Annotated in this window: 23 protein-coding genes; 10 read left to right on the top strand and 13 right to left on the bottom strand. The window is 45.5% G+C overall.

The window, feature by feature from the left end; translation table 11 throughout:
- Window position 1: 1 nt before the first annotated feature.
- From A5320_RS09765 to A5320_RS09785, 5 genes are read left to right on the top strand one after another with little or no spacing between them, the layout of a single operon-like run.
- Complete coding sequence (locus tag A5320_RS09765) at window positions 2-304, top strand: acyl carrier protein (protein ID WP_068063876.1); 303 nt, start codon at window positions 2-4, stop codon at window positions 302-304.
- A complete protein-coding gene (locus tag A5320_RS09770; RefSeq protein ID WP_068063878.1) occupies window positions 304-1065 on the top strand; it encodes an SDR family NAD(P)-dependent oxidoreductase in 762 nt (253 codons plus the stop codon). The genes A5320_RS09765 and A5320_RS09770 overlap by 1 nt, the downstream gene beginning before the upstream one ends.
- Window positions 1062-2561 carry an AMP-binding protein gene (locus tag A5320_RS09775; RefSeq protein WP_082971658.1) on the top strand — a complete coding sequence of 500 codons (1500 nt, stop codon included), beginning with the start codon at window positions 1062-1064 and terminating at the stop codon, window positions 2559-2561. Before A5320_RS09770 ends, A5320_RS09775 begins: the two co-directional genes overlap by 4 nt.
- Window positions 2548-3693 (top strand): LuxE/PaaK family acyltransferase, encoded by a 1146-nt coding sequence (locus A5320_RS09780; protein ID WP_068063880.1) that lies wholly within the window; start codon window positions 2548-2550, stop codon window positions 3691-3693. The genes A5320_RS09775 and A5320_RS09780 overlap by 14 nt, the downstream gene beginning before the upstream one ends.
- Complete coding sequence (locus A5320_RS09785) at window positions 3690-4865, top strand: acyl-CoA reductase (protein WP_068063882.1); 1176 nt, start codon at window positions 3690-3692, stop codon at window positions 4863-4865. Before A5320_RS09780 ends, A5320_RS09785 begins: the two co-directional genes overlap by 4 nt.
- On the opposite strand, the gene A5320_RS09790 is transcribed toward A5320_RS09785, so the two are convergent.
- The 13 genes from A5320_RS09790 to A5320_RS09850 all read right to left on the bottom strand — a co-directional run bounded on the left by A5320_RS09790 (window position 4862) and on the right by A5320_RS09850 (window position 16494).
- A complete protein-coding gene (locus tag A5320_RS09790; protein ID WP_068063884.1) occupies window positions 4862-6274 on the bottom strand; it encodes a CDP-glycerol glycerophosphotransferase family protein in 1413 nt (470 codons plus the stop codon). The genes A5320_RS09785 and A5320_RS09790 overlap by 4 nt on opposite strands.
- A gap of 38 nt (window positions 6275-6312) precedes the next feature.
- Window positions 6313-6729 (bottom strand): glycerol-3-phosphate cytidylyltransferase, encoded by a 417-nt coding sequence (gene tagD / locus A5320_RS09795; RefSeq protein WP_068063886.1) that lies wholly within the window; start codon window positions 6727-6729, stop codon window positions 6313-6315.
- Window positions 6730-6838: 109 nt separating this feature from the next.
- Window positions 6839-7891 carry a polysialyltransferase family glycosyltransferase gene (locus A5320_RS09800; protein ID WP_068063888.1) on the bottom strand — a complete coding sequence of 351 codons (1053 nt, stop codon included), beginning with the start codon at window positions 7889-7891 and terminating at the stop codon, window positions 6839-6841.
- Window positions 7885-8634 (bottom strand): SGNH/GDSL hydrolase family protein, encoded by a 750-nt coding sequence (locus A5320_RS09805; RefSeq protein ID WP_068063890.1) that lies wholly within the window; start codon window positions 8632-8634, stop codon window positions 7885-7887. Before A5320_RS09805 ends, A5320_RS09800 begins: the two co-directional genes overlap by 7 nt.
- Before the next feature lie 21 nt (window positions 8635-8655).
- Window positions 8656-9627: a Gfo/Idh/MocA family oxidoreductase gene (locus A5320_RS09810; protein WP_068063892.1), complete on the bottom strand. Its 972-nt coding sequence runs from the start codon at window positions 9625-9627 to the stop codon at window positions 8656-8658.
- 12 nt (window positions 9628-9639) lie between these two features.
- Window positions 9640-10641, bottom strand: a complete 1002-nt coding sequence (locus A5320_RS09815; RefSeq protein WP_157605760.1) for a Gfo/Idh/MocA family oxidoreductase — start codon at window positions 10639-10641, stop codon at window positions 9640-9642.
- Window positions 10622-11371, bottom strand: a complete 750-nt coding sequence (locus A5320_RS09820) for an oxidoreductase (RefSeq protein WP_157605762.1) — start codon at window positions 11369-11371, stop codon at window positions 10622-10624. Before A5320_RS09820 ends, A5320_RS09815 begins: the two co-directional genes overlap by 20 nt.
- Entirely contained in the window at window positions 11361-12056 is a 696-nt protein-coding gene (locus A5320_RS09825) for an acylneuraminate cytidylyltransferase family protein (protein ID WP_068063897.1), read from the bottom strand. The genes A5320_RS09820 and A5320_RS09825 overlap by 11 nt, the downstream gene beginning before the upstream one ends.
- Window positions 12057-12058: 2 nt before the next feature.
- Complete coding sequence (locus A5320_RS09830) at window positions 12059-13042, bottom strand: Gfo/Idh/MocA family protein (RefSeq protein WP_082971659.1); 984 nt, start codon at window positions 13040-13042, stop codon at window positions 12059-12061.
- 3 nt (window positions 13043-13045) lie between these two features.
- The gene (locus A5320_RS09835) at window positions 13046-14152 is read right to left on the bottom strand and encodes a nucleotidyltransferase family protein (protein ID WP_197490054.1); all 1107 of its coding nucleotides are present in this window, start codon (window positions 14150-14152) and stop codon (window positions 13046-13048) included.
- On the bottom strand, window positions 14106-14768 hold the full coding sequence (locus A5320_RS09840; protein WP_068063904.1) for an acetyltransferase: 663 nt from the start codon (window positions 14766-14768) through the stop codon (window positions 14106-14108). Before A5320_RS09840 ends, A5320_RS09835 begins: the two co-directional genes overlap by 47 nt.
- Window positions 14744-15829: an N-acetylneuraminate synthase gene (gene neuB / locus A5320_RS09845; protein WP_068063906.1), complete on the bottom strand. Its 1086-nt coding sequence runs from the start codon at window positions 15827-15829 to the stop codon at window positions 14744-14746. Before neuB ends, A5320_RS09840 begins: the two co-directional genes overlap by 25 nt.
- On the bottom strand, window positions 15826-16494 hold the full coding sequence (locus A5320_RS09850) for a PIG-L deacetylase family protein (RefSeq protein ID WP_068063908.1): 669 nt from the start codon (window positions 16492-16494) through the stop codon (window positions 15826-15828). The genes neuB and A5320_RS09850 overlap by 4 nt, the downstream gene beginning before the upstream one ends.
- 198 nt (window positions 16495-16692) lie before the next feature.
- Between A5320_RS09850 and A5320_RS09855 the strand changes: the two genes are divergently transcribed.
- Genes A5320_RS09855 through neuC form a run of 5 tightly spaced genes read left to right on the top strand, consistent with a single transcriptional unit; the run spans window position 16693 to window position 20772 of the window.
- Window positions 16693-17388, top strand: coding sequence for a class I SAM-dependent methyltransferase (locus A5320_RS09855; RefSeq protein WP_197490055.1), 696 nt, complete (start codon window positions 16693-16695; stop codon window positions 17386-17388).
- Window position 17389: 1 nt separating this feature from the next.
- Window positions 17390-18079, top strand: coding sequence for a class I SAM-dependent methyltransferase (locus tag A5320_RS09860; RefSeq protein ID WP_068063910.1), 690 nt, complete (start codon window positions 17390-17392; stop codon window positions 18077-18079).
- Window positions 18080-18091: 12 nt separating this feature from the next.
- The gene (locus tag A5320_RS09865; RefSeq protein WP_068063912.1) at window positions 18092-18988 is read left to right on the top strand and encodes an ATP-grasp domain-containing protein; all 897 of its coding nucleotides are present in this window, start codon (window positions 18092-18094) and stop codon (window positions 18986-18988) included.
- Window positions 18966-19628, top strand: coding sequence for an HAD family hydrolase (locus A5320_RS09870; protein ID WP_068063915.1), 663 nt, complete (start codon window positions 18966-18968; stop codon window positions 19626-19628). The genes A5320_RS09865 and A5320_RS09870 overlap by 23 nt, the downstream gene beginning before the upstream one ends.
- Window positions 19615-20772, top strand: a complete 1158-nt coding sequence (neuC, locus tag A5320_RS09875; RefSeq protein ID WP_068063917.1) for a UDP-N-acetylglucosamine 2-epimerase — start codon at window positions 19615-19617, stop codon at window positions 20770-20772. Before A5320_RS09870 ends, neuC begins: the two co-directional genes overlap by 14 nt.
- The last annotated feature ends 2 nt before the right edge of the window (window positions 20773-20774 follow it).

A 20774-nucleotide genomic window follows, 5' to 3' on the forward strand; every position in this document is an offset into this window, starting at 1 on the left:
TATGACAGCAGCCAATCATACCGACCTTCAAATCAGCAATACCGGCCGCTTAAAACATGCTTTCGCCACGGCGCTGGCGATTGATGTGGCGCGCATTAGTGATGATTTAGCCTATAACAGCATCGCCGAATGGGATTCGACCGCCCATATGCTGCTGATTGCCGAACTGGAAAATTGTTTTAATCTGATGCTGGATACCGACGATATTATCGATATGAGCTCGGTGCAGATGGCCAAAACCATTCTGAGCAAACACGGTGTAGTGTTTGAGCATATCACCACTGATCACGCGGGTTCTGATTGATGGGTTCAACAGCCGCATCCGACATTGATACGCCAGTAAGCCTAATCACCGGCGCCAGCCGTGGCATTGGCGCGGCAGTGGCACTGCGGTTGGCGGCGTCAGGCCATCATTTGCTTTTAACCGCCCGCAATGAACTTGGATTAACCGTCATCGCTGAACAATGCCGACAGGCTGGTGCAGCTTCAGCAACCGTCCTGCCATGCGACTTAACTGATCAAGCCGCAGTGCTGCAAGTGTTTAATCAAATCAAACAACAACATCAACGACTAGATCATCTGATCAATGCCGCTGGCATGATGCAAGACAGCATGCTGGGCATGACCAGGCTCGCTGATCTACAGGCGTTATTTTCACTGAATGTCGCGGCCAGTTATCAATGTTGTCAGCTGGCTGCACGGCTGATGTCCCGGCAAAAATCGGGAAATATCGTCAATTTAGCATCGAAAGTTGGCGAAAGCGGCGCTATCGGCCAATCTGCCTATGCTGCCAGTAAAGCGGCGGTGTCGGGTTTGACCAAAGCATTGGCCAAAGAGCTGGGGGCACTCGGTATTCGGGTCAATGCCGTTGCGCCTGGTTTTATTGAAACTGACCTCACCGCCCATTATAGCGCTCTAAAAAAACAACAACTTTGCCAGCAAATCAGTCTTGGCCGCACCGGTCAGGCCGATGAAGTCGCCGCTTTGGTGCAGTTTTTATGTTCGAACGATGCCAAATATATCAGCGGCCAAATCATCGCGATTGATGGTGGTTTTAGCTTATGAGCGATCCGAAGCTAGCTGACATTATCACCGACGAGCTAACTCACTCACAGAAAGAACAGCAGGAACAGCAAGCTCCGCAGCGTCGGCGCCATTTTGCCCGCCAGCTCGAGCAGTTTGGTGACGCCACAGCTTTAGTGCTGAATGATGGCCAAACCGTCAGTTACCAGAAACTGGCACAATTGGCCGACCATTTTGCACAAAACTTTGTCCGTTTTGATGTCTGGCCACATCAGATTTGCGCGCTGCAATGCCGGAATAATTTAACCTCAGTCGTCGCCTATTTAAGCTGTCTGCGTCATCAACGGCCGTTGTTATTGCTGGATCCGGCGCTGCCACCGGCTCAGCTTGAAGAACTGATTAAACGTCTGGAAATAGCGGCGCTAATTAATGAACAAGGCGAAATGACCCGCATCAGCACTTCAGCATTTCGGGCCAGAACTGATTTAGCCTTATTACTCAGTACCTCTGGCAGCACCGGCAGTCCGAAGTCGGTGATGTTGTCGCAAGTGAATCTGCAGGCTAATGCGGTCTCCATCAATGACTATTTGCCGATGCTCGCCACCGATACCGCCATCACATCCTTGCCACTACATTATTCGTATGGCTTGTCGGTGCTGAACAGCCATTTATTGCTGGGCGCGAAAATCGTGCTGACCGACTATTCGGTGATGAATAAAGAATTCTGGCAACTGGTCAATCAACATCAGGTGAATAGTCTGGCCGGTGTGCCTTTTAGCTATCAAATGCTAAAAACTTTACGTTTTGAACGTTTACCGCTGCCCGCTTTGCGTTACCTGACGCAGGCTGGTGGCAAATTAACCCCAGAGCTCACCAGCTATGTGCAGCAGCTGAGTCAGCAGCGGCCAATCCCGGTTTATCTGATGTACGGTCAAACCGAAGCCACAGCTCGCATTGCTTATCTGGCCCCTGAACATCTGCCAAATCATGCCGATTGCATTGGCAATGCCATTCCCGGCGGCGAATTGCTGCTGCGCGACCCACAGGACCATACGGTGATCGAAAAAGTGCTGACCGCAGGAGAGCTGTGTTATCGCGGTGCAAATGTGATGCTGGGTTATGCCACCAATTCCAGCGAGTTGCGCGCAACTCAGCGCCTCAATGAGCTTGCGACCGGTGATTTGGCCGAACAGTTGCCAAACGGCTTGTACCGGATTGTTGGCCGGTTAAACCGGATGTTAAAACTGCAGGGTAAACGGTGGACGCTGGATCATCTTGAAACGACGTTTAGCAGTCAGGGCTTAAAAGTGGTCTGTACCGGCCGAGACGACTTTTTGGTGATAGGTGCAATTGACCCTAATGCCGCATCGGAAGCGCCGGCAAAGGTCAGTCATTTCCTGCAGCAGCAACTGCATCTGCACCCAACTTTGTTTAAGGTACTGTTATTACGTGATATTCCGTATACCAGCAGTGGTAAAATTCACTATCAGGCCATTTTAAATCTGGCGGGTGGAGGTACTGCCGATGCAGCTGGCTGATGAACTGCCTTACGCCCTTGCAGCTGTCGATAAAACCCCGCGCATGCTGGCGGAGTTACAGGCACTGACGTTATGGCACCAGCAACAATGTCCGGCCTATCAGCAATTAGTCACCGCACAGTGGCCAGATTTTTCTGTGAATGCTGCCGGTAATCACAACTGCGTCGACAATCTGGCGCAACTGCCCTATCTCGCTGTACGCTTGTTCAAACAACTCGAATTACGATCAGTACCACAAGAAGCCGTATTTAAAACCTTATATTCCAGCGGCACCACCGGCACACCTTCCCGAATTTTTCTCGATCGCGACAGTGCCGCAGTGCAGTCAAAAATACTGGTCAAAATCATGCAGCATTGGCTGGGCAAAGCCCGTTTGCCGATGTTGATCCTGGACCATCCAGGGGTTATCAGCGATCGCAGCAATTTTTCAGCCCGTGGCGCTGGCATTCAGGGTTTGAGTTTTATGGGCCGCAATCATTGTTACGCTTTTAACGCCGATATGAGTCTGAACTGGACTGCGCTTGAGCAATTTGTTGAGTCTTATGGTGAAGGCCCAGTGTTGTTATTTGGCTTTACCTTTATGGTCTGGCAACATTTGCTGCAGGCTTTAATGCTAATTGGCCGTCGGATCCATTTACCACAAGGTATTCTGCTGCATAGCGGCGGCTGGAAAAAACTCGAAGATCAAGCGGTCAGTAATCAGCAGTTTAAACAAACCGTGGCTGAACTTACCGGTATTTCCCGCGTGCATAATTTTTACGGCATGGTCGAGCAAATCGGCGCCATTTTTGTTGAATGTAACGCCGGTCATCTGCACTGCCCGGTGTACGCCGATGTGCTGGTGCGTCGCCCTGGAAGCTGGGAAGTTGCGGACATCGGCGAATCCGGCGTATTGCAACTGCTATCGACGCTGCCACGCAGTTACCCCGGCCATAGTTTGCTGACCGAAGACCGGGCGCAATTGCTCGGCGAAGATAATTGCAGTTGTGGTTTACCCGGTAAATATTTCCGTATTCTTGGCCGCTTGCCACAGACTGAAGCGCGTGGTTGCAGTGATACTTTTGTACCGGCTCTTCAGCGCAAAGATCTGTCAGGAGCTCAGGCAGAAACTCAGACAGGAGCCGCACTATGAGTTTTACCGTGCTAAATCCTGCCATCGAACCAGCGATGCTGAGCGCCCCTTTTGCACCAGCAGATTTTGCTTACTGTCAGGCGTTGTCAGAAGCGCTGCTCAAAGATCCGCAAAGCCGCGATTATCCGGATTTGATCGCACTTGGTTTCTGGTTACGCCAGGCCAACTTAAAGCCGCTACTGGCCCCCTATCAACAAAGCGATTTTTTCCGCCAGCCATTGGGCCTAATATTTCATAGCGCGCCGGCCAACGTTGACAGTTTATTTGTGTATTCCGGTATTTTAAGTTTGCTCTGTGGCAACCAAAACGTCATTCGGCTCTCAAGTCGCAGTGGCGGCAGCACTGCCGTATTAATAGAAAAAATCCGCGGTATCGCTGATGCTTTTCCGCTGCAAAATGCCCGTTTTCAGTTAATCCAATGCAGTTACGACAGCCCACAATTAAAACCACTGATTGCAGAGGTCGATGGCCGTGTGTTGTGGGGTTCAGATCAGGCGATCCAGGCACAGCGTCAGTTAGTGATGCCAGCGCATGCCCGTGAGCTGAGTTTTGGCCATAAATTCTCATTGTGTTTGTTAGGAGCCGAAGCATTATTGCAGGCGGACGACACGCAATTCCAGCAACTACTGCAAATGTTCTATCGCGACCAGTTAACCTTTTCGCAGCAAGGTTGCTCTTCAGCCAAAGCAGTAATTTGGCTGGGAGATACAGCACAGGTACAACAAGCACAGCAACGGTTTTGGCCAGCCTTTACCGAACTGGTGGCGCACAAACAACCACTGAATGCCAGCGAGCAATATCAAGCACTCGCCAATGCACAACAGCTGATTATGAGTAGTGACACTCAGCTGACATTAACCCAGCAACAGACAATTTCCCGCATCACAGTTGCGCAATTGGAGCCGATGTTTACCAATCTGCATCAGGGCTGTGGTTTGTTTCTGGAATTAGCGCTTACAGACTTACAACGATTAAATCCAATGCTGACACAAGCACATCAGACGCTAACAGTATGGGGTGTGGATACATCACAACTTAAAAACTGGCTAAGCACAGTGCACACAGGCTTGGATAGAATCATGCCGGTTGGTCAGGCACTGAGTTTTAGTCCGGACTGGGATGGCGTGAATTTGATTGAGCAGTTTAGCCGCAAGATAGTCTGCCAGGTTTAAGGCTGCTGTTTAAGCTGCTGCAAATAAGCAATCAGCGTCGGACAACACAGGGTGTTCACCATACTAAATTTCTGCTGCAAGGCCTGGCGTTTGGCGGCAAAACGGTCGGACGTTAAATCCAGTGCCATCTGCTCTAACAACTGCGCAAAAGTCTCTGCCGTGCTGCCGGCGATAAAATCTTCTTTGGCAATAGCAAACTGACCACGTACTTTGGCGTACTGCTCAATGTCATACATAAAATGCAAAACCGGTTTATTACAAAGCAGAAAGTCAAAAGCTACCGACGAATAGTCGGTGATCAGCAAATCTGCGTCCGCCAGCCAAGGATAAACATTAAAACGCCCGGGATAGTGGAAAATCCGATTACAGCCATCATGTTGGCGCAGCTTTTCAAAAGGCGCCAGGAACGGATGGGTTTTCATCACAAACACCGCGTCGTGCTGCTGCAGAAATTGCTGTAATTCAGCCCAATCAATCGGATGCTCGTTTTGGCCGTTGTCACGGTAGGTTGGCATGAATACAATCAGTTTCTTGCCTGCCCGAATTTGCTGTAACTGTTGCTCCGGCAGACTATTGTGCCAACAGCGGTGTGCTGGCACCTGCAGCAAAGCGTCATTGCGAGGATAACCAAAATCCAGATAGTGTCTGGCCTTAAACATTCCGGGGAAAATCTGCTGATTAAACCAGCTGGAACTGGATGCAAAAGCTTCATCCAGAATATGTGGAAAATGTTTATTGCCAGCAAGATGCTTAAACGGCAAACCATGCCACAGCTGCACCACTTTTGCCTGAGTGCGCACCCGATTCAACACCGGATCGGTGGATTCATGATCCAGCACCAGCACCTTCGCCCGCTGCAGCATCCAGCGTACCTGCCATGCCTGGTCAATTTGCGCTGGGTGGAAACAACGCTGCGCGTCTTTCACCACCAAATAAACATTTTTATGCAGACGACAATGTGCATCAAAAGCCACCAGCACGTTGCTATCGACATACTTTTCGGCGTAATAAACCACCGGACCTTTAGGCAGCAAATCCAGTACCGATGCAAAATATTCATGAAGAATCACTCCGAGCTTTTTCAGCACCGAGCCTGTTTGAAAAGGCACAAACTGCAAGGGTTGCAAGCTGTTGCAACACCAGATCTGGTTGGCCACAAAGCCATTTTGTAGCATTCCTTCTGCGATTTTCTGCTGAAAATCACTGACGGCAATCAGCACGGCATCATAAGGTTTGCTTTGCGAAGCATGATTACAAATATCAGGCCTCTGCTTCAGGTTATCGACCATCCCAAGCACCACAGCACCTCGCTGTTGCAGTACTAGCGCGAGATGCCTGCCGGCCGGATTATCCGGTGCGATGTAAAGACGCTGGCCTTGCCAGTCATTGACTTCACGCGAGATTGGCATCAGGCGCTCTTAGCTGCTGAAATCTTGCTGCAGGCATGTTAATCCAGAAAATCCCGTTTCAGTTGCATAAACACCTGAATGGCTTTTTTCAAATCAGTTGAAGACACATTGTCGGTCCGTGGCAAATAAACCACTTCGCAATAGGGCGTTAAAAAATCAAACTTACCCTGCCAGTCCGACCCCATCACAAACACATCCACCTTGTGCTGCTGCACGTCAGCAATCTTCTGCTCCCACTGCGATTCAGCAATGACCTCATCGACATAACGCACGCTACGCACCAGTTCTACCCGGTGCTCAAACGGCATTAGAGTGGTTTTACCTTTGGTGGCGTTAAATTCATCGGTGGAGACTGCGACAATCAGCTTGTCACCCAGAGCCCGTGCACGTTTTAGTAAATTCAGATGACCAATATGGAACAAGTCGAACGTGCCGTAGGTTAGGATGGTTTTCATCAACTATATCCTCATGTGGTACATATTATATGCTGCAATTATATCGTTAATAACGTTTTGCCTGGAGCAGAGACGAATGTAACAGGCATAGTTTTTTCAATCAAAGGGATTACTTAACAGCATGCATGGTAATGCTACTATCGTTTTTTAGATAATCCATAATGATTTGAATGCTTTGATAATTATTACACTGTGTCACATTCCATACGTGCGACTGAAGTGCTCCTGTCCAGGCATCCATCCCAGGATCTACACAAATCACCTGAAGCGCCGGAAAACACAAAGCGCAGGTTGACAGAGCCATCGAGATATAACTGACAACACGAGCAGGAGGCGTTGGATGATTAAACAGCCACTGTTCAACCGGTTGCTCTAATCTCATTACTTCAAATGAAGTATTCTGTTTAATAGTATTAATCAACTCGACCGAAGAAATGCGATGCGGCTGGTAAATAATAGTCTTTCCAGGGAATAGAGCTTGCGTTTTCTGAAGCAACTCAATGTAATTGTTGACCGTTATGTAATTCAACTCAACAAAACCACTACCTAAGATAAGTACGTGATCATGCGCAATGTTTTGGTGAACTTTTGTCATTGCGCTCATCTGATTTTGCCGCACGCTAAGCCACGGAAGTTCCGGCAATGAAAACAGCGTGAATAGTTCTAACTTTGCCGGTTGCTGAACGGAGACCTGCCATTTACTTCTGATCTGTGCGGCTAGATGTGCACGCTGTTGATCAGAATCCAATGGAAAATCAAAAAATTGTTGCTTAGAAAATAAAACATAATAAAAAACTAGCGAAGCGTTCCCATCATCCATCAACGTTGCCTGAGCCTGAGGCAGACTGCATACAATGTCGCGTTGCCACTGCTGGCGAATATTGCTGAAAAATACCCGTTGATAATGTTGGTGAGTCAAATATGGCAAGTGTTGAGCATAAATACTAATCCGGCTTTCGACCGAACCCGTAACTCTGGGTACGATGATCAAGTTACGAGGTGACAAACTTTGTAGCAACACGACTAGTTGTTGATATGCATCAGCACGGCAACAATCGTTAACAATAATGTCATATTCATCAATATTATAGCTTATTAGAGCTTCTTTTAGATTAAATACCTGTCCAGGTGTATCAATCACAAATAACGCTTTATTTAGCATAAGGTGAAACCCGCGGCCACTTTACTCTGCGACTGATCATTGGGACTGCTAGCTGATTGCAATTTGGCCTTCAAATAATCGATGGCTTGCTGTGCCAACCAATCATTCCCTAACTGATTTAAATGCATATCGTGTGGATACAAGTACTTTGAAAAATCAGAAGCAATTAATTCTTTATGGATATCAATCAGATCAAATTGATGCTCTTTGCTCAGCGCCCTTAATCTGTTCGCATAAACTATTAATGATTCCTGTACGCCCGGAGTGTTTATGTACTCCGTCAGCGGCATTGGCACTGGGGTAATTAAGGCTATTTGCCTACATTTTCCTAGTTCAACATACTGGTTGCATGCATTTTCAATATCTTCTGCACTTGACCAAGCTTTATTATAAATATAATTTATCCAGAATCTTCGCATCTTTCGCACTAAACGCCGCAACCAACTATAGATTTTCTTCGGACTTCGCGTGACATCCGACGACAACGGGCGTGGAAAACAATCCACAATACCGGCATGCACAATGACCAGATCACAGTCGGGATATTTTTCTGTAATCATTTGTGGTATTTCAACAAAACGACGATAACTTCTAAAATCACTTATTATTTTATGGTTCGGAAACTGACGTTTTACCTGTTCTGGCCACGCACCTTCGGCCGAAACATAACAGTCTCCCTGATAAACCCTTTTTATTCCAAAGCTATCACCAATCAACAAAATAATCTTTTCAGAACTATTCATCTATTGTTTCCTCGCATATCACTAAACATTTGGTTTATCGGCAATTTTATCATCCTTATAGCCAGCCATTTTGTAATACAGATCAAACATGATTAGTTGTTCTGTCAGCCCACACAGCGAACTGATGTCACCATGGATAAATGCAGCTGTTTGTCGGAATAATCCTGGCTTAAAACGCTTATCGATTTCATCATCCAGCACCACACTCTCCATCGTAGTGCTACCAGTTTTAATCCGATGCAAAGTCTCCATAGGCTTAAGGATATAGCGATATTGAGCTGTTAATACTTCAACTGACCAACGTCCTGCTGCTTGCCAATCAGCACAGTAGCTGAAGGTTGCATTTGCCTCTGTGATGCCAGCGCCTGAAAATCGAGCGCCTGCCTCATGCCAAGGTAAATAACCGGCCCTGAAGCTACACAGCTCTTTTGGTTTCCCACCTAAAAAAAAAGCCAGATCTATTGCGTGGCTTGAATTTCCTATCAAAGCTCTGGCGAGGATATCTTTATCTTTGTCCGATTGAAGGTAAAGATGGCTCCATTCAGTAAATTCAAAATTAAAGGAACTGACACCTCCTTCTTGCTCTATTAGGTCCCGGGCTTTAATAACAGAGGTGAAATATCGTCTGTTGTACGCTACGAAAACTTTGCACTCGGCCTCCAGCGCCAAGTCAGTTAATTGTTTGAACTCGTTCCGATACAAGCACCCTGGTTTTTCCAGTAACAGTTCTTTCACTCCCCCCATGATGAGCTTAGAGGCAACACTAAACAACTCTTTTGCACCGACAGCTACAATAGCCTTGGACGGTGTCAATACAGACCGCTGTAACACTGCATCCACGCCTCCGGGCAACACAGTTTTGCCAGTTGCAGCAGTAAATTCAGATGCTGACCTGTGACTACGGCCAATAACCTGATAGTCACAATGCATCGCATCCAGCACCTTGGCGTACTGTTGTGCCATGGGACCAGCCCCTACCAACCAGATTGACATATGACAAACTCCTCAGGTTATAGGGCAAATGCCATTGCTGGCGAAATCGCCGCCTAAGTGCTTACTCAACGCAGCAATGATTTGTTTATGTTGCTGACTTGATTGGTGAAAATCAGGTAAATCACAATGGCGATGCTGCAAAATTGACTGATAAACTGCTGTCATTGAGCCACTTGTTGGTGGCAAATGAAAAGCCACTGTCCGCCAGACTGTATCGTCAGCCAAACAATACAACAGCTGTTTTTTCACTTCATCAATTAAGAATTGATGCTCACCTACTCTGAGTTCAATAAGGTGCCTGTGTTTTCCCTTTGAAGACACTAACTCAAGTTGACTGCCATTCTTGAAATAAACATCTACGCTTCCGCCAAACTCGACATAGCCTTGTCGTTTTGAAGGAATAGAGCCAGGATCCAGCCCTTTTGTATCAACAGACATTATTTGATCGTCAGACAGATAGCTAACTAAATCAATAAAATGGATGGCATTGCAACCCAGTCCCCATTCACCACCAGCAACTCTGACATGCAACGGCATTCCAACTGGCAACATCGCTTTTAATTCTTTGTAGCTTCGAAAAGTTCTACGGGTGCAATTTACCCAGGCAGGAACCGCATACTGTGTGAGTAATGCAGTAGCAGTACTGTATTCAGACAATTGAGTAAACAATACTTTTTCAAGGATAAGGGCTTTAACAGTGCACTTCTCAAGCAAATCTTGCATTACCTTAAGTCGTGGCATCGCACTGGTTGCAATAACAACTAAATCATAGCAACTTATATGTGTAGGCAAATCTGCGGTAAAAGTCGCGAAACTGTTTTGCGAAGGATCAACTACCTCAACCCAGCGTTGCTCTGCTGTAGCAAGTGCCGCTGGAGAAGGATCAACCACACAGATGTTAGCAAAATGCAACTTCGCCATAGCTTGAAGATGCCTGCTCCCCAGAGCTCCGGCACCTATGATGCAAAGTGAATAAGTCTGTCTTTCACTGGTGTCAGAGTGTGAAGCCATCATCCACCACTATATTTTGGCCATTCACATAACGGGCTAAATCTGACAGCAAAAAAATAACAGGGCCACATACATCCTCAGCCTGCAACATCCCTGTGCCGCAGGTATGTTGCAGATACTTCTGTTGAAACACATCAGGCTGATTATCTGCGATACCGCCTGGGCTAACAGAGTTAACCCTAAAATCGGAATTTCTGACATACTTTGTGAAATAGCGGTTCAAATGAATGATTGCAGATTTGATCGCCGCATACTCAACCGGCATGGTCATCTTTGTATCTTGATAAAGCTCGAACTTAGGAGCAACCAAGCCATAAACAGACGACAAATTCACTAGCGACAAAGGTTTTTGATGTTGCTGAAAGTACGTTGTTGCTTGCTGGCAAAATAGATAGGCAGCTCCCAAATGTAGACTCACAGTTTCATTAAATGCAGCCATAGATAATTGAGCAACAGAGGTACCATACTGAGGCCCTCTTGGATAAGTGCAGTTTACAGCACCATCCAGTTGAGGTAATTTCGCAAACAACGCCATGGTTTGCTCTTCGTCAGTGAAATCTGTTTCATGAAACTGCAAATGCTTGTGTTCCTGACCAAGCTTTTTTGTCAAAATATCTACACTCAGGTCTACAGCGACGACCAAAGCACCTTGTTGCAGTACCTTATCCACCAGAACTGAACCAAGCTTACCCGCAGCGCCAGCGATTAGAATGACTTTATTCTTAAGCAACATGACCTGCCTCTTTCATCAAAGCTTCTGCAACCAAAAAGTCGTAGTGATCGTCTATATCTACCGCTCGCTCTTTTGGTACTTCGATAGCAACAACTTTACCTGCAAAGACCCTGTCAGCACTCATAATAAATTCAGGAGTAGTGACATAAACAACAGTTGTAATATCAAAAACCTGAGGAGCATCCTGGCGACGGTCAAAGCCACTACTGTCGCAAACGACCTCAACCCTTCCCTCCACAGTGGTCTTTACCATATTAAAATAAGGATTACGAGAAGCAGGAGTCACCGCAATACAAATATCGGCATCACTCTGTGCAAATTTATCTATAGCAGCCTGCACATCTTCGATGGCACGAAGTGGGCTGGTCGCAGGCAGACTGATAAAAGTATCAAAATCACCGACCTGTTCCCTGACCCAACAGACCGCGTGGCGCCATGAGAGCCACTCTGCACTTGTGTCCGTAGCCAATTCTGCTGGGCGTGGAATCAAAAGAGCTCCGGCAGATTGGGCTATTGTCGCAATTTCATCATCATCAGTGGACACAAAGACATGTTGAATACCTTCCACTGCTTTTGCAGTTTCAATGGAATAACATATCAGTGGTTTGTTATTTAACAGCTTAATATTCTTACGGGGCAACCCTTTAGAACCGCCTCTGGCAAAGATAAATGCATAACTGGACATAACTAAATGGCCTCTTTCGCAAGTTGTTTTAAGCGTTCGATTAATTTGACTACTTCCACTGCAGCTGCTAACGACACCGCGGCCGGTTTCTTTGTTTGAATACGATGTACAAAATCATTCAGCATATTCAGATACATAATGTTGCGATCATAAGAAGAGTCAGAATAAATCAACGTCTCACCTTCAGGACCTGAAATTATTACAGTATTTTTTTTCAAATCCCAACGTAAGCTTGCATCAGAACCAACTACACAACAAAAACGCTGATCCGTTTTTTGAACTGCATCCATATGCACAAAACAGCTCACACCATCTGCTGTTCGCAATAACATATCAGCCTGTAACTCAACCTCTGTAGATAGCTCGGGCACTATTTTTGTCGTACAACTAACTGCATGCAGTTCACCAAACAAGGTGTGTAAATAATCGAACTCATGACTAAGCTCAAGCAAAACACCGCCACCAAGCGCAGCTGATGCTGTCACCGAATGTTGATACTCTGTAAATTTACGCCAGTCAGGCAAATATTGCCCAACATGGGCGTAGATATGGAGCACCCGTCCCAACTTCATTTCAGTGAGTATCCGATTTACTACAGAAAAAGCGGGGAGGTAACGTAGACAATAGCCAACGCTAACCAGTGTGTTCTGAGCTTGCTGAAGCAAGTCCTCTGCGTGCTCAATACAATCTGAGACTGGTTTTTCCAATAAAACGGGAACACCAGCCTCAATAAAAGGCATGCTGTGCTGATGATGAAAACTGGATGGAGAAGCAACAATTGCAAAATCAGGATGGAGTTTCACGGCTTCACTTAGATTTATCTGGAAAACTGCTGCATCAGTAAACTCCAGCTCACGACCGCTACTTGATACCACATAGATGTCAGCCTCTGGAAATAAACTACGACAATTGACTAAATGACGATGCCCTATATTGCCGTAACCTACAATAACGATACGCCGCACCACTGCTACTGCCTGAAACATAACTCAGCCTGCAAAGCTATTTTGAAACGCGATTTCGACCTGTCGCTGGGCTCTTTTAAAATCATCCAGTTGGCCTATGTCAATCCAGTCATCATCAATACGATACTGGTTAACACGTAAATCTTTTTTCAGGCAACCTTTGATCAAATCAGGCATGTCTATAACCTCTTCAGGGCTTACTGTGGAGACTAATTCTGGGGATAATAGATAGATGCCAGCGTTAACCAGAAACTTATGCTTTGGTTTTTCAACAATATCAGTGATTTGACTACCTTGTGTCTGGATCACACCATAAGGCACTTGCTGTTCAAACTCCCGGACGCACATAGTTGCTACCCCTCCATGTTCTTCATGACAGGCCAACATTTGCAGGAAGTTTACATCCGTCAATAGATCGCCATTCATTACAAATAATGGTTTTTCAATCGCTGTACCATGCAATAATCCAAGAGCACCGGCAGTTCCTAAGGGTTTATGTTCATGCAGATAACGGATAGTAACGCCGTAGCGACTGCCATCGCCAAAGTGTTCAGTGATTTGCTCGGAACGGTAGTGAGTGGAAATATAAAAATTATGAAACCCTGCGTGGATAAAACGTTCAAGGATCAATTCCAGAATAGGTTTATCGCCCAGTTTTAGCATAGGTTTAGGACATAAATCTGTTAGTGGACGCAAACGCGTGCCAAAACCACCCGCCATCAAGCAGACTGGATTATCAATCCGGGGTTTTTGCAACAGATCGTAAAGAAACATCACGTCACAAATCCGGTTATTCTCATCCAGCACAGGCAACTGCAACAACTGATGTTGCTCCATAAAACTCAATATTCTTGTTTTACTCCAGTCCAGACCTGCGACTTTAGGGGTACATTGCATAACCGCGTCGACAGGTTCTGCCAGATTGACCTTCCGAATTAATGCCCTTCGCACATCACCATCACTGACAGTTCCAAGCAGCACATTGTCCTCTGTGGCTATTAACAAACTGCGTTTTCCTTCCCGATCTAAAATTTCTATAGCTTCAGCCAGAGGAGTATCGGGTGAAACGACGATATTGCCCCAGTTATTTGGTTTCATTGTGCCCTCCACTTCGGCCAGATTTTCGACCATGAACGCTGCCTGCTTCCACATCTCTTAAAACCAAAGCACCAGCAGCAATTACAGCGCCAGATTTAACGATAACTTGTTGAATCAACGTAGCATTTGCGCCAATAAAAACTTGAGATCCAGTGACAACTTCACCACACAATGTTGCACCTGGTGCTATATGGTTACTTAAACCTATGCTGCAGTCATGTTCAATAGTTGCATTGGAATTAACAATACTGTTATCGGCAATACTGGCGTTTACTTGAATTACGGCACCAGCCATGACCTGACAGCCTTCACCTAGAAAGGAATTCGAATCAACAAACGCGTAAGGGTGAATCAGACTGGCAAAGTTAAAACCTTTAGATTTTGCGTTGCAAAACAACTGATGCCTTAGCTGGTTGCCTGGCATAAAACCGACAGCGTTCACCAACAGACAGGTTTCAGGATTTAGTCGTTCCAATTGTTCATCCCCACCTAAAACAGCAATGCCATTCCAGGTCCTTTCTCTGTCGCCGCTGAGTAAAGGACAACAAACGCCTGTCACTTCAAATTGAAGAAGACGAGCCATTGCCAGCAAAACCTTCGCATGACCACCAGCGCCAAGAAAAATTAGTGGTTTAACTGATGATGGCATACAGCTTCCATAGCTTCATAGTCATAGCTGGCCTTGGTATAAAGCAAGTCCCAGTAAAGATCGGCATCAAGACCTGAGACGCTTCGGCTAGTCCCTAAAGTCTCGGGCGTAAACAGCTCTCCCTTTTTTACTGCTTTAAGCGCTACCAGACGTTGTCTGGCAATCAGCCTGTTACAAAACTCTGCGGTTTGTGGCACCTTGCGACCATCTCCTAACATCTGATCAAGTTCACGGATATCAGCTACAAATCTGGTCAATTCCTGGACATCAAGCGACGCTTTGTGATCTGGGCCTGGCAGGTCTTTACTCAAAGTGAAATGCTTTTCTATCACTGTAGCCCCTTTAGCAACCGCAGCCAAAGAAGCCACATAACCGATAGTGTGATCTGAATAACCAACGGCAACCCCAAAGCACTTTTCCATACTTTGCATAGCGTTTAAGTTCACGTCCTGAGCTTGAGTCGGGTAACTACTAGTGCAGTGCAACAAAGTGACATAGTTGGCCAACGGCCTCCTGTTAACTTCCTGACTGAAGTACTGCAGTATCTGAGTTTTGTTAGCCGGAGGATTATCTTGACCCAAAGCAAAACAAATCACGGCCAAAGCAAATTCGATTTCGCCAAGGCTGGCCATGCCAGTGGAGAGAATGATTGGCTTTCGTTGCCTTGCAACCTGCCAGACCAGAGGTGCATTGGTCAACTCACCGGATGGAATTTTGTAACGGGCTAAGTCCAGGCTCTGTAGAAAGCCGATACTTTCACTATCAAAACCCGTTGACATAAACTCAATGCCTATCGACTCACAGTGCTGCTTTAGTTTGCGAAATTCATCAAATGACAACTCTAACTTCTTCAACATTTCATATTGTGATTCATCAGCGGAGGTTGTCACTTTTTGATATTCTGCTTTTGGTGTTTTTTCTAAAACCAGCCGTTCCGTCTTAAATGTCTGAAATTTCACAGCATCAGCACCAGCGTTTTTGGCCGCATCAATCAACTGGCAAGCCAAATCAAGGCTTCCGTTATGGTTGACACCTGCTTCCGCTATAACAAAAGTTTTCATAAAATTTCCTTTAACAACACAAAGCTTTCTGCAGCATCAACGTTGCATTGAGCTCCCCTGAGTGTCAGCTTGGCGTTTACGGCTTCAACACTTCTGGGAAAAGGATGGGCAAAGATCTCTGTGTGATACAGCAGACAGATAGATAACTTCGCTTTACGGAAATGGCTTACGTCAACAAAAACGTTGGGATTAAAATGCACATTCAAAGGATCTAGCGAAAACTCAGACTCAGATAATGTCTCATAAGCTAACCACCTTTTCACGTACGGCGCTCTAAAACTTTTTGACGCTGATACCATGGCATTAAACACCACCGCATGATCAGTGTGAACATCATATTTATAGGGCAGGTACAAGGTATCTGGCTGAATTCGTTCAAGACAGCACTTGAAATCGCTAACAAGAGTGCCGGTAGAATAGGTATCTAAACGACCCGCTACATACTGCAGCTGCGTTACCGAGTCAAACGCATAACTTTTGCTGACTTGGCTAATGATACGTTCCCGCTCAGAAATTTGCGCATCAGAATAGCCCTGGGAAGGGTCCATGCAACTGGCAATCAGCCAATGAATTTCGTCCCCAGCGGCTTTGTGTTTCAATAAAGTCCCACCACAACCTAAAGTTTCGTCATCCGGGTGGGGCGCAACTACTAGAACTTTTGTCAAATCAGGACCCTTTTCTCAATCAAGCCATGAACACCTGTCAATCAGTTGACACTCTATCTTTATAATCGGTATCTCGTTACATTATTATCAAAGACTAAGGCAATAAGTACACCACATTTTCTGCATTGCTACTACATTGCAGAAAATTGCGGCCGATATAGACCAAAGTTGAATTGGAAACCTAGCGGAAATGGCATTATGACGATTGATGATAAAAAGATGTTTTGGGAACAATCCTACCTAAACCATGACAATTTTATGTTTTATCCACATGAAGAAATCATTCGTTTTACCGCAAAATATATAGCTAAACGCACAGGATTAGAGCAAGTAGAATGGCGGTGTAAAAGCGATGCTAAGGTTCTGGATTTGGGATGTGGCATTGGGCGTCATGTGGTTTTTGTTGCAAAAATGGGGATAGATATTTGTGGTATAGATCTGTCGGAAACCGCCATTGCTGTTGCAAAAACCTGGTTAGAAAAAGAAAACCTTGGTAATCAGGCTAAGCTTCAATGTGCCGATATAAGGTTTCAACCTTGGCCAGACCAAGAGTTTGATTTTGTGATGAGTCATGGCGTACTGGATAGTATGCCATTTGATGTTGCATGTGCAGCGGTAAAAGAAACTGCCAGAGTTTGCAAACCTGGAGCGCTGTTTTATTGTGATTTAATCAGTAGTGAAGACTCATGGCATGGTCCGGATTATTGTGGTGAGGAAGTCGTTCAGACATCTCATGAATTTGGCACCATTCAGTCCTATTTCAACCCAGAAAAAATTTCCCAGTTATTTACTCCATTCTTCACTATTTTAGAGACTACGTTGATAAAACGTATGGATACCAAGAGCGGTCAATTCCATTCTCGTTTTCATCTGATCCTCCAACGGTGCAATTAATATGAACAAACCATTATCTTTAAATGATCCAATGCGGCATTTTGAAAAATATATAAATCGTCAGAGCATGACCAGGTTCTTAGCCAGATATGAGTTGTTTAAATTACAGCAACCCATTAAAGGCTGTATCGTCGAGTGTGGTGTTCATCACGGCGCAGGTTTGATGAGCTGGGCGAAACTATCAGCAGGTTTAGAGCCTTACGCTTTGGATCGCCGCATTATTGGATTTGATACTTTTACCGGCTTCCCCGCAGTACATGACGAAGACAAAACTGGCGACCAATCTGACAATGGCGCTCTGAAAGCCGGAGGCTTTGACACAGGTTATGATGTTTATCAGGAACTGAACGAATTAATTGCCGAATATGATCAAAACCGTTACCTGAATCATTTGCAGAAAGTATTTATGGTCAAGGGAGATGCGACCATCACTATTCCTCAGTTTATACAAGAACATCCTTACGTGCTTGTCAGCCTGTTATTTCTGGACTTCGATTTGTATGAGCCAACTAAAACAGCACTACAGCATTTTTTACCTAGAATGTGCAAAGGTTCGATAATTGCGTTTGATGAAGTGAATAACCCATGGTGGCCAGGTGAAACAAAAGCACTGCTAGAGGTATTGGACTTATCGAAGTATTCACTCCAGAGATTCAGTTTTGATCCGAATATCTCCTATATCGTGCTTTGACAGGAGCATTACATGCTAAGGTTTTTGGTTGAAGCTTCTGGTTGCCTGACCTCTCATTATTTAATAGCTGCAATACAACAAGCCGGCCATCAGGCTATAGCTTCAGATATTCAGGAAGAGATCGCAGCCCGCCATATGGCAGATGATTTTATTTTGATGCCTTCGGCGAAAGACCCATTACTGTGGGAAAAAACTATTGAACTAATGCGCAGCCACCGTATTGATGTGGTAATTCCCACCTTCGACGATACGTTGACCGGATGGTCTGAACGTAAAGAATTGTTCGCTGCAATGGGTATACATGTGATGATCTCTGATCATCACACTATTAAGACCTGTACAGATAAATGGTTAACCTATTCCCATTTCAAAAACCATCAACTCCCTATGCCACTGACCAGCACTGAACAAGTGTATCCTTTAATTAAACCAAGACTGGGGCGAGGAAGCGCAGGAGTCAGAGTTGAACAGAATGCCGTAGCTATGCAGGGTCATATTTCTCAGCAATTGCTGCAGGGACGTGAATACACTGTTGATGTACTGGTTGGTATCAATAGAAAACCACTTTGTATCGTCCCCCGTTACAGAGCCTCTGTCCGTGAAGGTAAATCGATTGTTGGCGTGGTCGAAATATCTGACGAAACAAGCAGACTGGTGCACAAGGTGTGTGAAAGTTTTACCTTCAAAGGCCCCGTGAATATCCAACTCATCGACGATGTAACACAAGGACTACAGGTGATTGAAATCAATCCACGGTTAGGAGGAGGTTCAGCACTCGCATTCGCGGCCTCAACGAATTGGATCCCAGCCATGATAGCTATATTTATTGACAACATTGAGCCCAAAATTCCTCCCGTACAAAACGGAATGAAGATGTACCGCTATTATGCTGAACACTTTGTTAACTGAGCTAAACAGGAAAACCATCAGTCATATAGGCTTTGATTTGGATGGCACCTTGTACGATGAAGCAGACTATGTCATTCAGGCATATGAGCTGATAAGCGCCTACTTTGCGAAGCAGCTGAACATTGATGCCGCTGCGGTGCATCAAAAGCTATTTCAGCGATGGCAAGAAAAAGGCAGTAGTTATCCCTTCATTTTTTCAGAACTACTCGATCAGTATACGATGGGCAAAGAGCACATTCAGACCATGGTAAGTGAAGCGGTAAAAATTTATCGCTCAACACCAGCAAAATTAGAATTGCCGCAATCGAGTATCGATATGCTTGATCAATTAAAGCCACATTTTTCACTTTTTTTAATCACGGATGGCCAGGTAGCTACACAGAATTATAAAATCAAGCAGCTCGGTTTGTTGCGTTGGTTTGAACCTCAAAACATCGTTATTACGGGCAGTATAGCCCCTGATGCAGCCAAACCGTCAACCAAAGCTTTGACACAGCTACCAGAACTAGCGCTGGTTCCTGCAAGTCAGGTTATGTATGTTGGAGACAGAACTGTAGATCAGGATTTTTCTACCACCGCAGGTTTCGTGTTTTGCCAGCATCGCATTGTATCCAAAGAGAATCATTATGCAAAAACGTAAAGTATTGGCAGTAACAGGCATAAGGTCTGAATACGATATCATGTCCAGTGTTTACCAGGCTGTTGCTGCTCACCCATATTTAGATCTGGCATTAGTGGTCACAGGTGCCCATCTTTCACCCGCACATGGCTACACCCTGAATGATATCAAAGCAGACGGCTTCAAAGTGCTTGGAGAGATCCATAGTTTACTGAGCTCAGATACAGCCTCTTCCCGGGTGAAAGGTCTGGCAATTCAACTTCTGGGGTTGATTCAATTGATTGAACAGTACAAACCTGACTGGTTACTTGTATTGGGAGATCGTGAAGAATCAATGACTACAGCACTTGCCGGGGCCTACATGAACATTGCTGTTGCCCACTTATGTGGAGGAGACAGAGTGGTAGGTAATGTCGATGATCAGGTAAGGCATGCAGTGAGTAAGCTGGTTCATCTGCATTTAACCAGCAATATGGAGAGTAGTGAACGCTTGTTGCGCATGGGAGAGCAGCCGTTTCGGGTTCACACTATTGGGAATCCCGGTCTGGACCGTTTACGCACCACTCCCTTAATCAGTTTGCCTATCCTGGCAAAACAGCTGAACTTTCCAGAGCTCAAATCCCCATTTATTGTGGTGATTCAACACGTTATATCAACGGAAATAGAAGAGGCCTATCAACAGATGAGCATTACAATGCGGGCACTCAAAAAGCTAAACCTCCCCGCTGTAGTTATTTACCCCAATAGTGACGCTGGGGGCTATGAGTTAATCCGCGCTATCGAAGAATACCGTCAATATCCTCTAATTCATATCGCTAAAAACATCCCTCGCCTGCAATTTGTCAACTTGCTAAAGCATGCGTCATGTATGGTCGGGAACTCCAGTGCTGGGATCCTGGAAGCCCCCTTACTCAAGTTACCGGTGGTTAATATTGGAAACAGACAAAAAGGACGCCTTCATGCGAACAACGTCAGTTTTGTTAGTCATTCAGAAGATGAAATTATTGCTTCTGTCACCAGAGCAGTATTTGACAAAGAATATCGCCGGCATATTCAGCAGTGCTCCAATCCATACGGTGACGGACATTCGTCAGAGAAAGTTGCAGCTCTGTTGGCCGAGCTTCCACTGGATGCAAATTTCATGATTAAAGATATAACTTACTGAAG

It is taken from the genome of Rheinheimera sp. SA_1, from assembly GCF_001669775.1.
Lineage (GTDB): Bacteria > Pseudomonadota > Gammaproteobacteria > Enterobacterales > Alteromonadaceae > Pararheinheimera.

Coding starts and splice junctions, on each gene's coding strand:
- A5320_RS09765 (WP_068063876.1), top strand. CDS start 2: ATGACAGCAGCCAATCATACCGACCTTCAAATCAGCAATACCGGCCGC.
- A5320_RS09770 (WP_068063878.1), top strand. CDS start 304: ATGGGTTCAACAGCCGCATCCGACATTGATACGCCAGTAAGCCTAATC.
- A5320_RS09775 (WP_082971658.1), top strand. CDS start 1,062: ATGAGCGATCCGAAGCTAGCTGACATTATCACCGACGAGCTAACTCAC.
- A5320_RS09780 (WP_068063880.1), top strand. CDS start 2,548: ATGCAGCTGGCTGATGAACTGCCTTACGCCCTTGCAGCTGTCGATAAA.
- A5320_RS09785 (WP_068063882.1), top strand. CDS start 3,690: ATGAGTTTTACCGTGCTAAATCCTGCCATCGAACCAGCGATGCTGAGC.
- A5320_RS09790 (WP_068063884.1), bottom strand. CDS start 6,274: ATGCCAATCTCGCGTGAAGTCAATGACTGGCAAGGCCAGCGTCTTTAC.
- tagD (WP_068063886.1), bottom strand. CDS start 6,729: ATGAAAACCATCCTAACCTACGGCACGTTCGACTTGTTCCATATTGGT.
- A5320_RS09800 (WP_068063888.1), bottom strand. CDS start 7,891: ATGCTAAATAAAGCGTTATTTGTGATTGATACACCTGGACAGGTATTT.
- A5320_RS09805 (WP_068063890.1), bottom strand. CDS start 8,634: ATGAATAGTTCTGAAAAGATTATTTTGTTGATTGGTGATAGCTTTGGA.
- A5320_RS09810 (WP_068063892.1), bottom strand. CDS start 9,627: ATGTCAATCTGGTTGGTAGGGGCTGGTCCCATGGCACAACAGTACGCC.
- A5320_RS09815 (WP_157605760.1), bottom strand. CDS start 10,641: ATGATGGCTTCACACTCTGACACCAGTGAAAGACAGACTTATTCACTT.
- A5320_RS09820 (WP_157605762.1), bottom strand. CDS start 11,371: ATGTTGCTTAAGAATAAAGTCATTCTAATCGCTGGCGCTGCGGGTAAG.
- A5320_RS09825 (WP_068063897.1), bottom strand. CDS start 12,056: ATGTCCAGTTATGCATTTATCTTTGCCAGAGGCGGTTCTAAAGGGTTG.
- A5320_RS09830 (WP_082971659.1), bottom strand. CDS start 13,042: ATGTTTCAGGCAGTAGCAGTGGTGCGGCGTATCGTTATTGTAGGTTAC.
- A5320_RS09835 (WP_197490054.1), bottom strand. CDS start 14,152: ATGGTCGAAAATCTGGCCGAAGTGGAGGGCACAATGAAACCAAATAAC.
- A5320_RS09840 (WP_068063904.1), bottom strand. CDS start 14,768: ATGCCATCATCAGTTAAACCACTAATTTTTCTTGGCGCTGGTGGTCAT.
- neuB (WP_068063906.1), bottom strand. CDS start 15,829: ATGAAAACTTTTGTTATAGCGGAAGCAGGTGTCAACCATAACGGAAGC.
- A5320_RS09855 (WP_197490055.1), top strand. CDS start 16,693: ATGACGATTGATGATAAAAAGATGTTTTGGGAACAATCCTACCTAAAC.
- A5320_RS09860 (WP_068063910.1), top strand. CDS start 17,390: ATGAACAAACCATTATCTTTAAATGATCCAATGCGGCATTTTGAAAAA.
- A5320_RS09865 (WP_068063912.1), top strand. CDS start 18,092: ATGCTAAGGTTTTTGGTTGAAGCTTCTGGTTGCCTGACCTCTCATTAT.
- A5320_RS09870 (WP_068063915.1), top strand. CDS start 18,966: ATGCTGAACACTTTGTTAACTGAGCTAAACAGGAAAACCATCAGTCAT.
- neuC (WP_068063917.1), top strand. CDS start 19,615: ATGCAAAAACGTAAAGTATTGGCAGTAACAGGCATAAGGTCTGAATAC.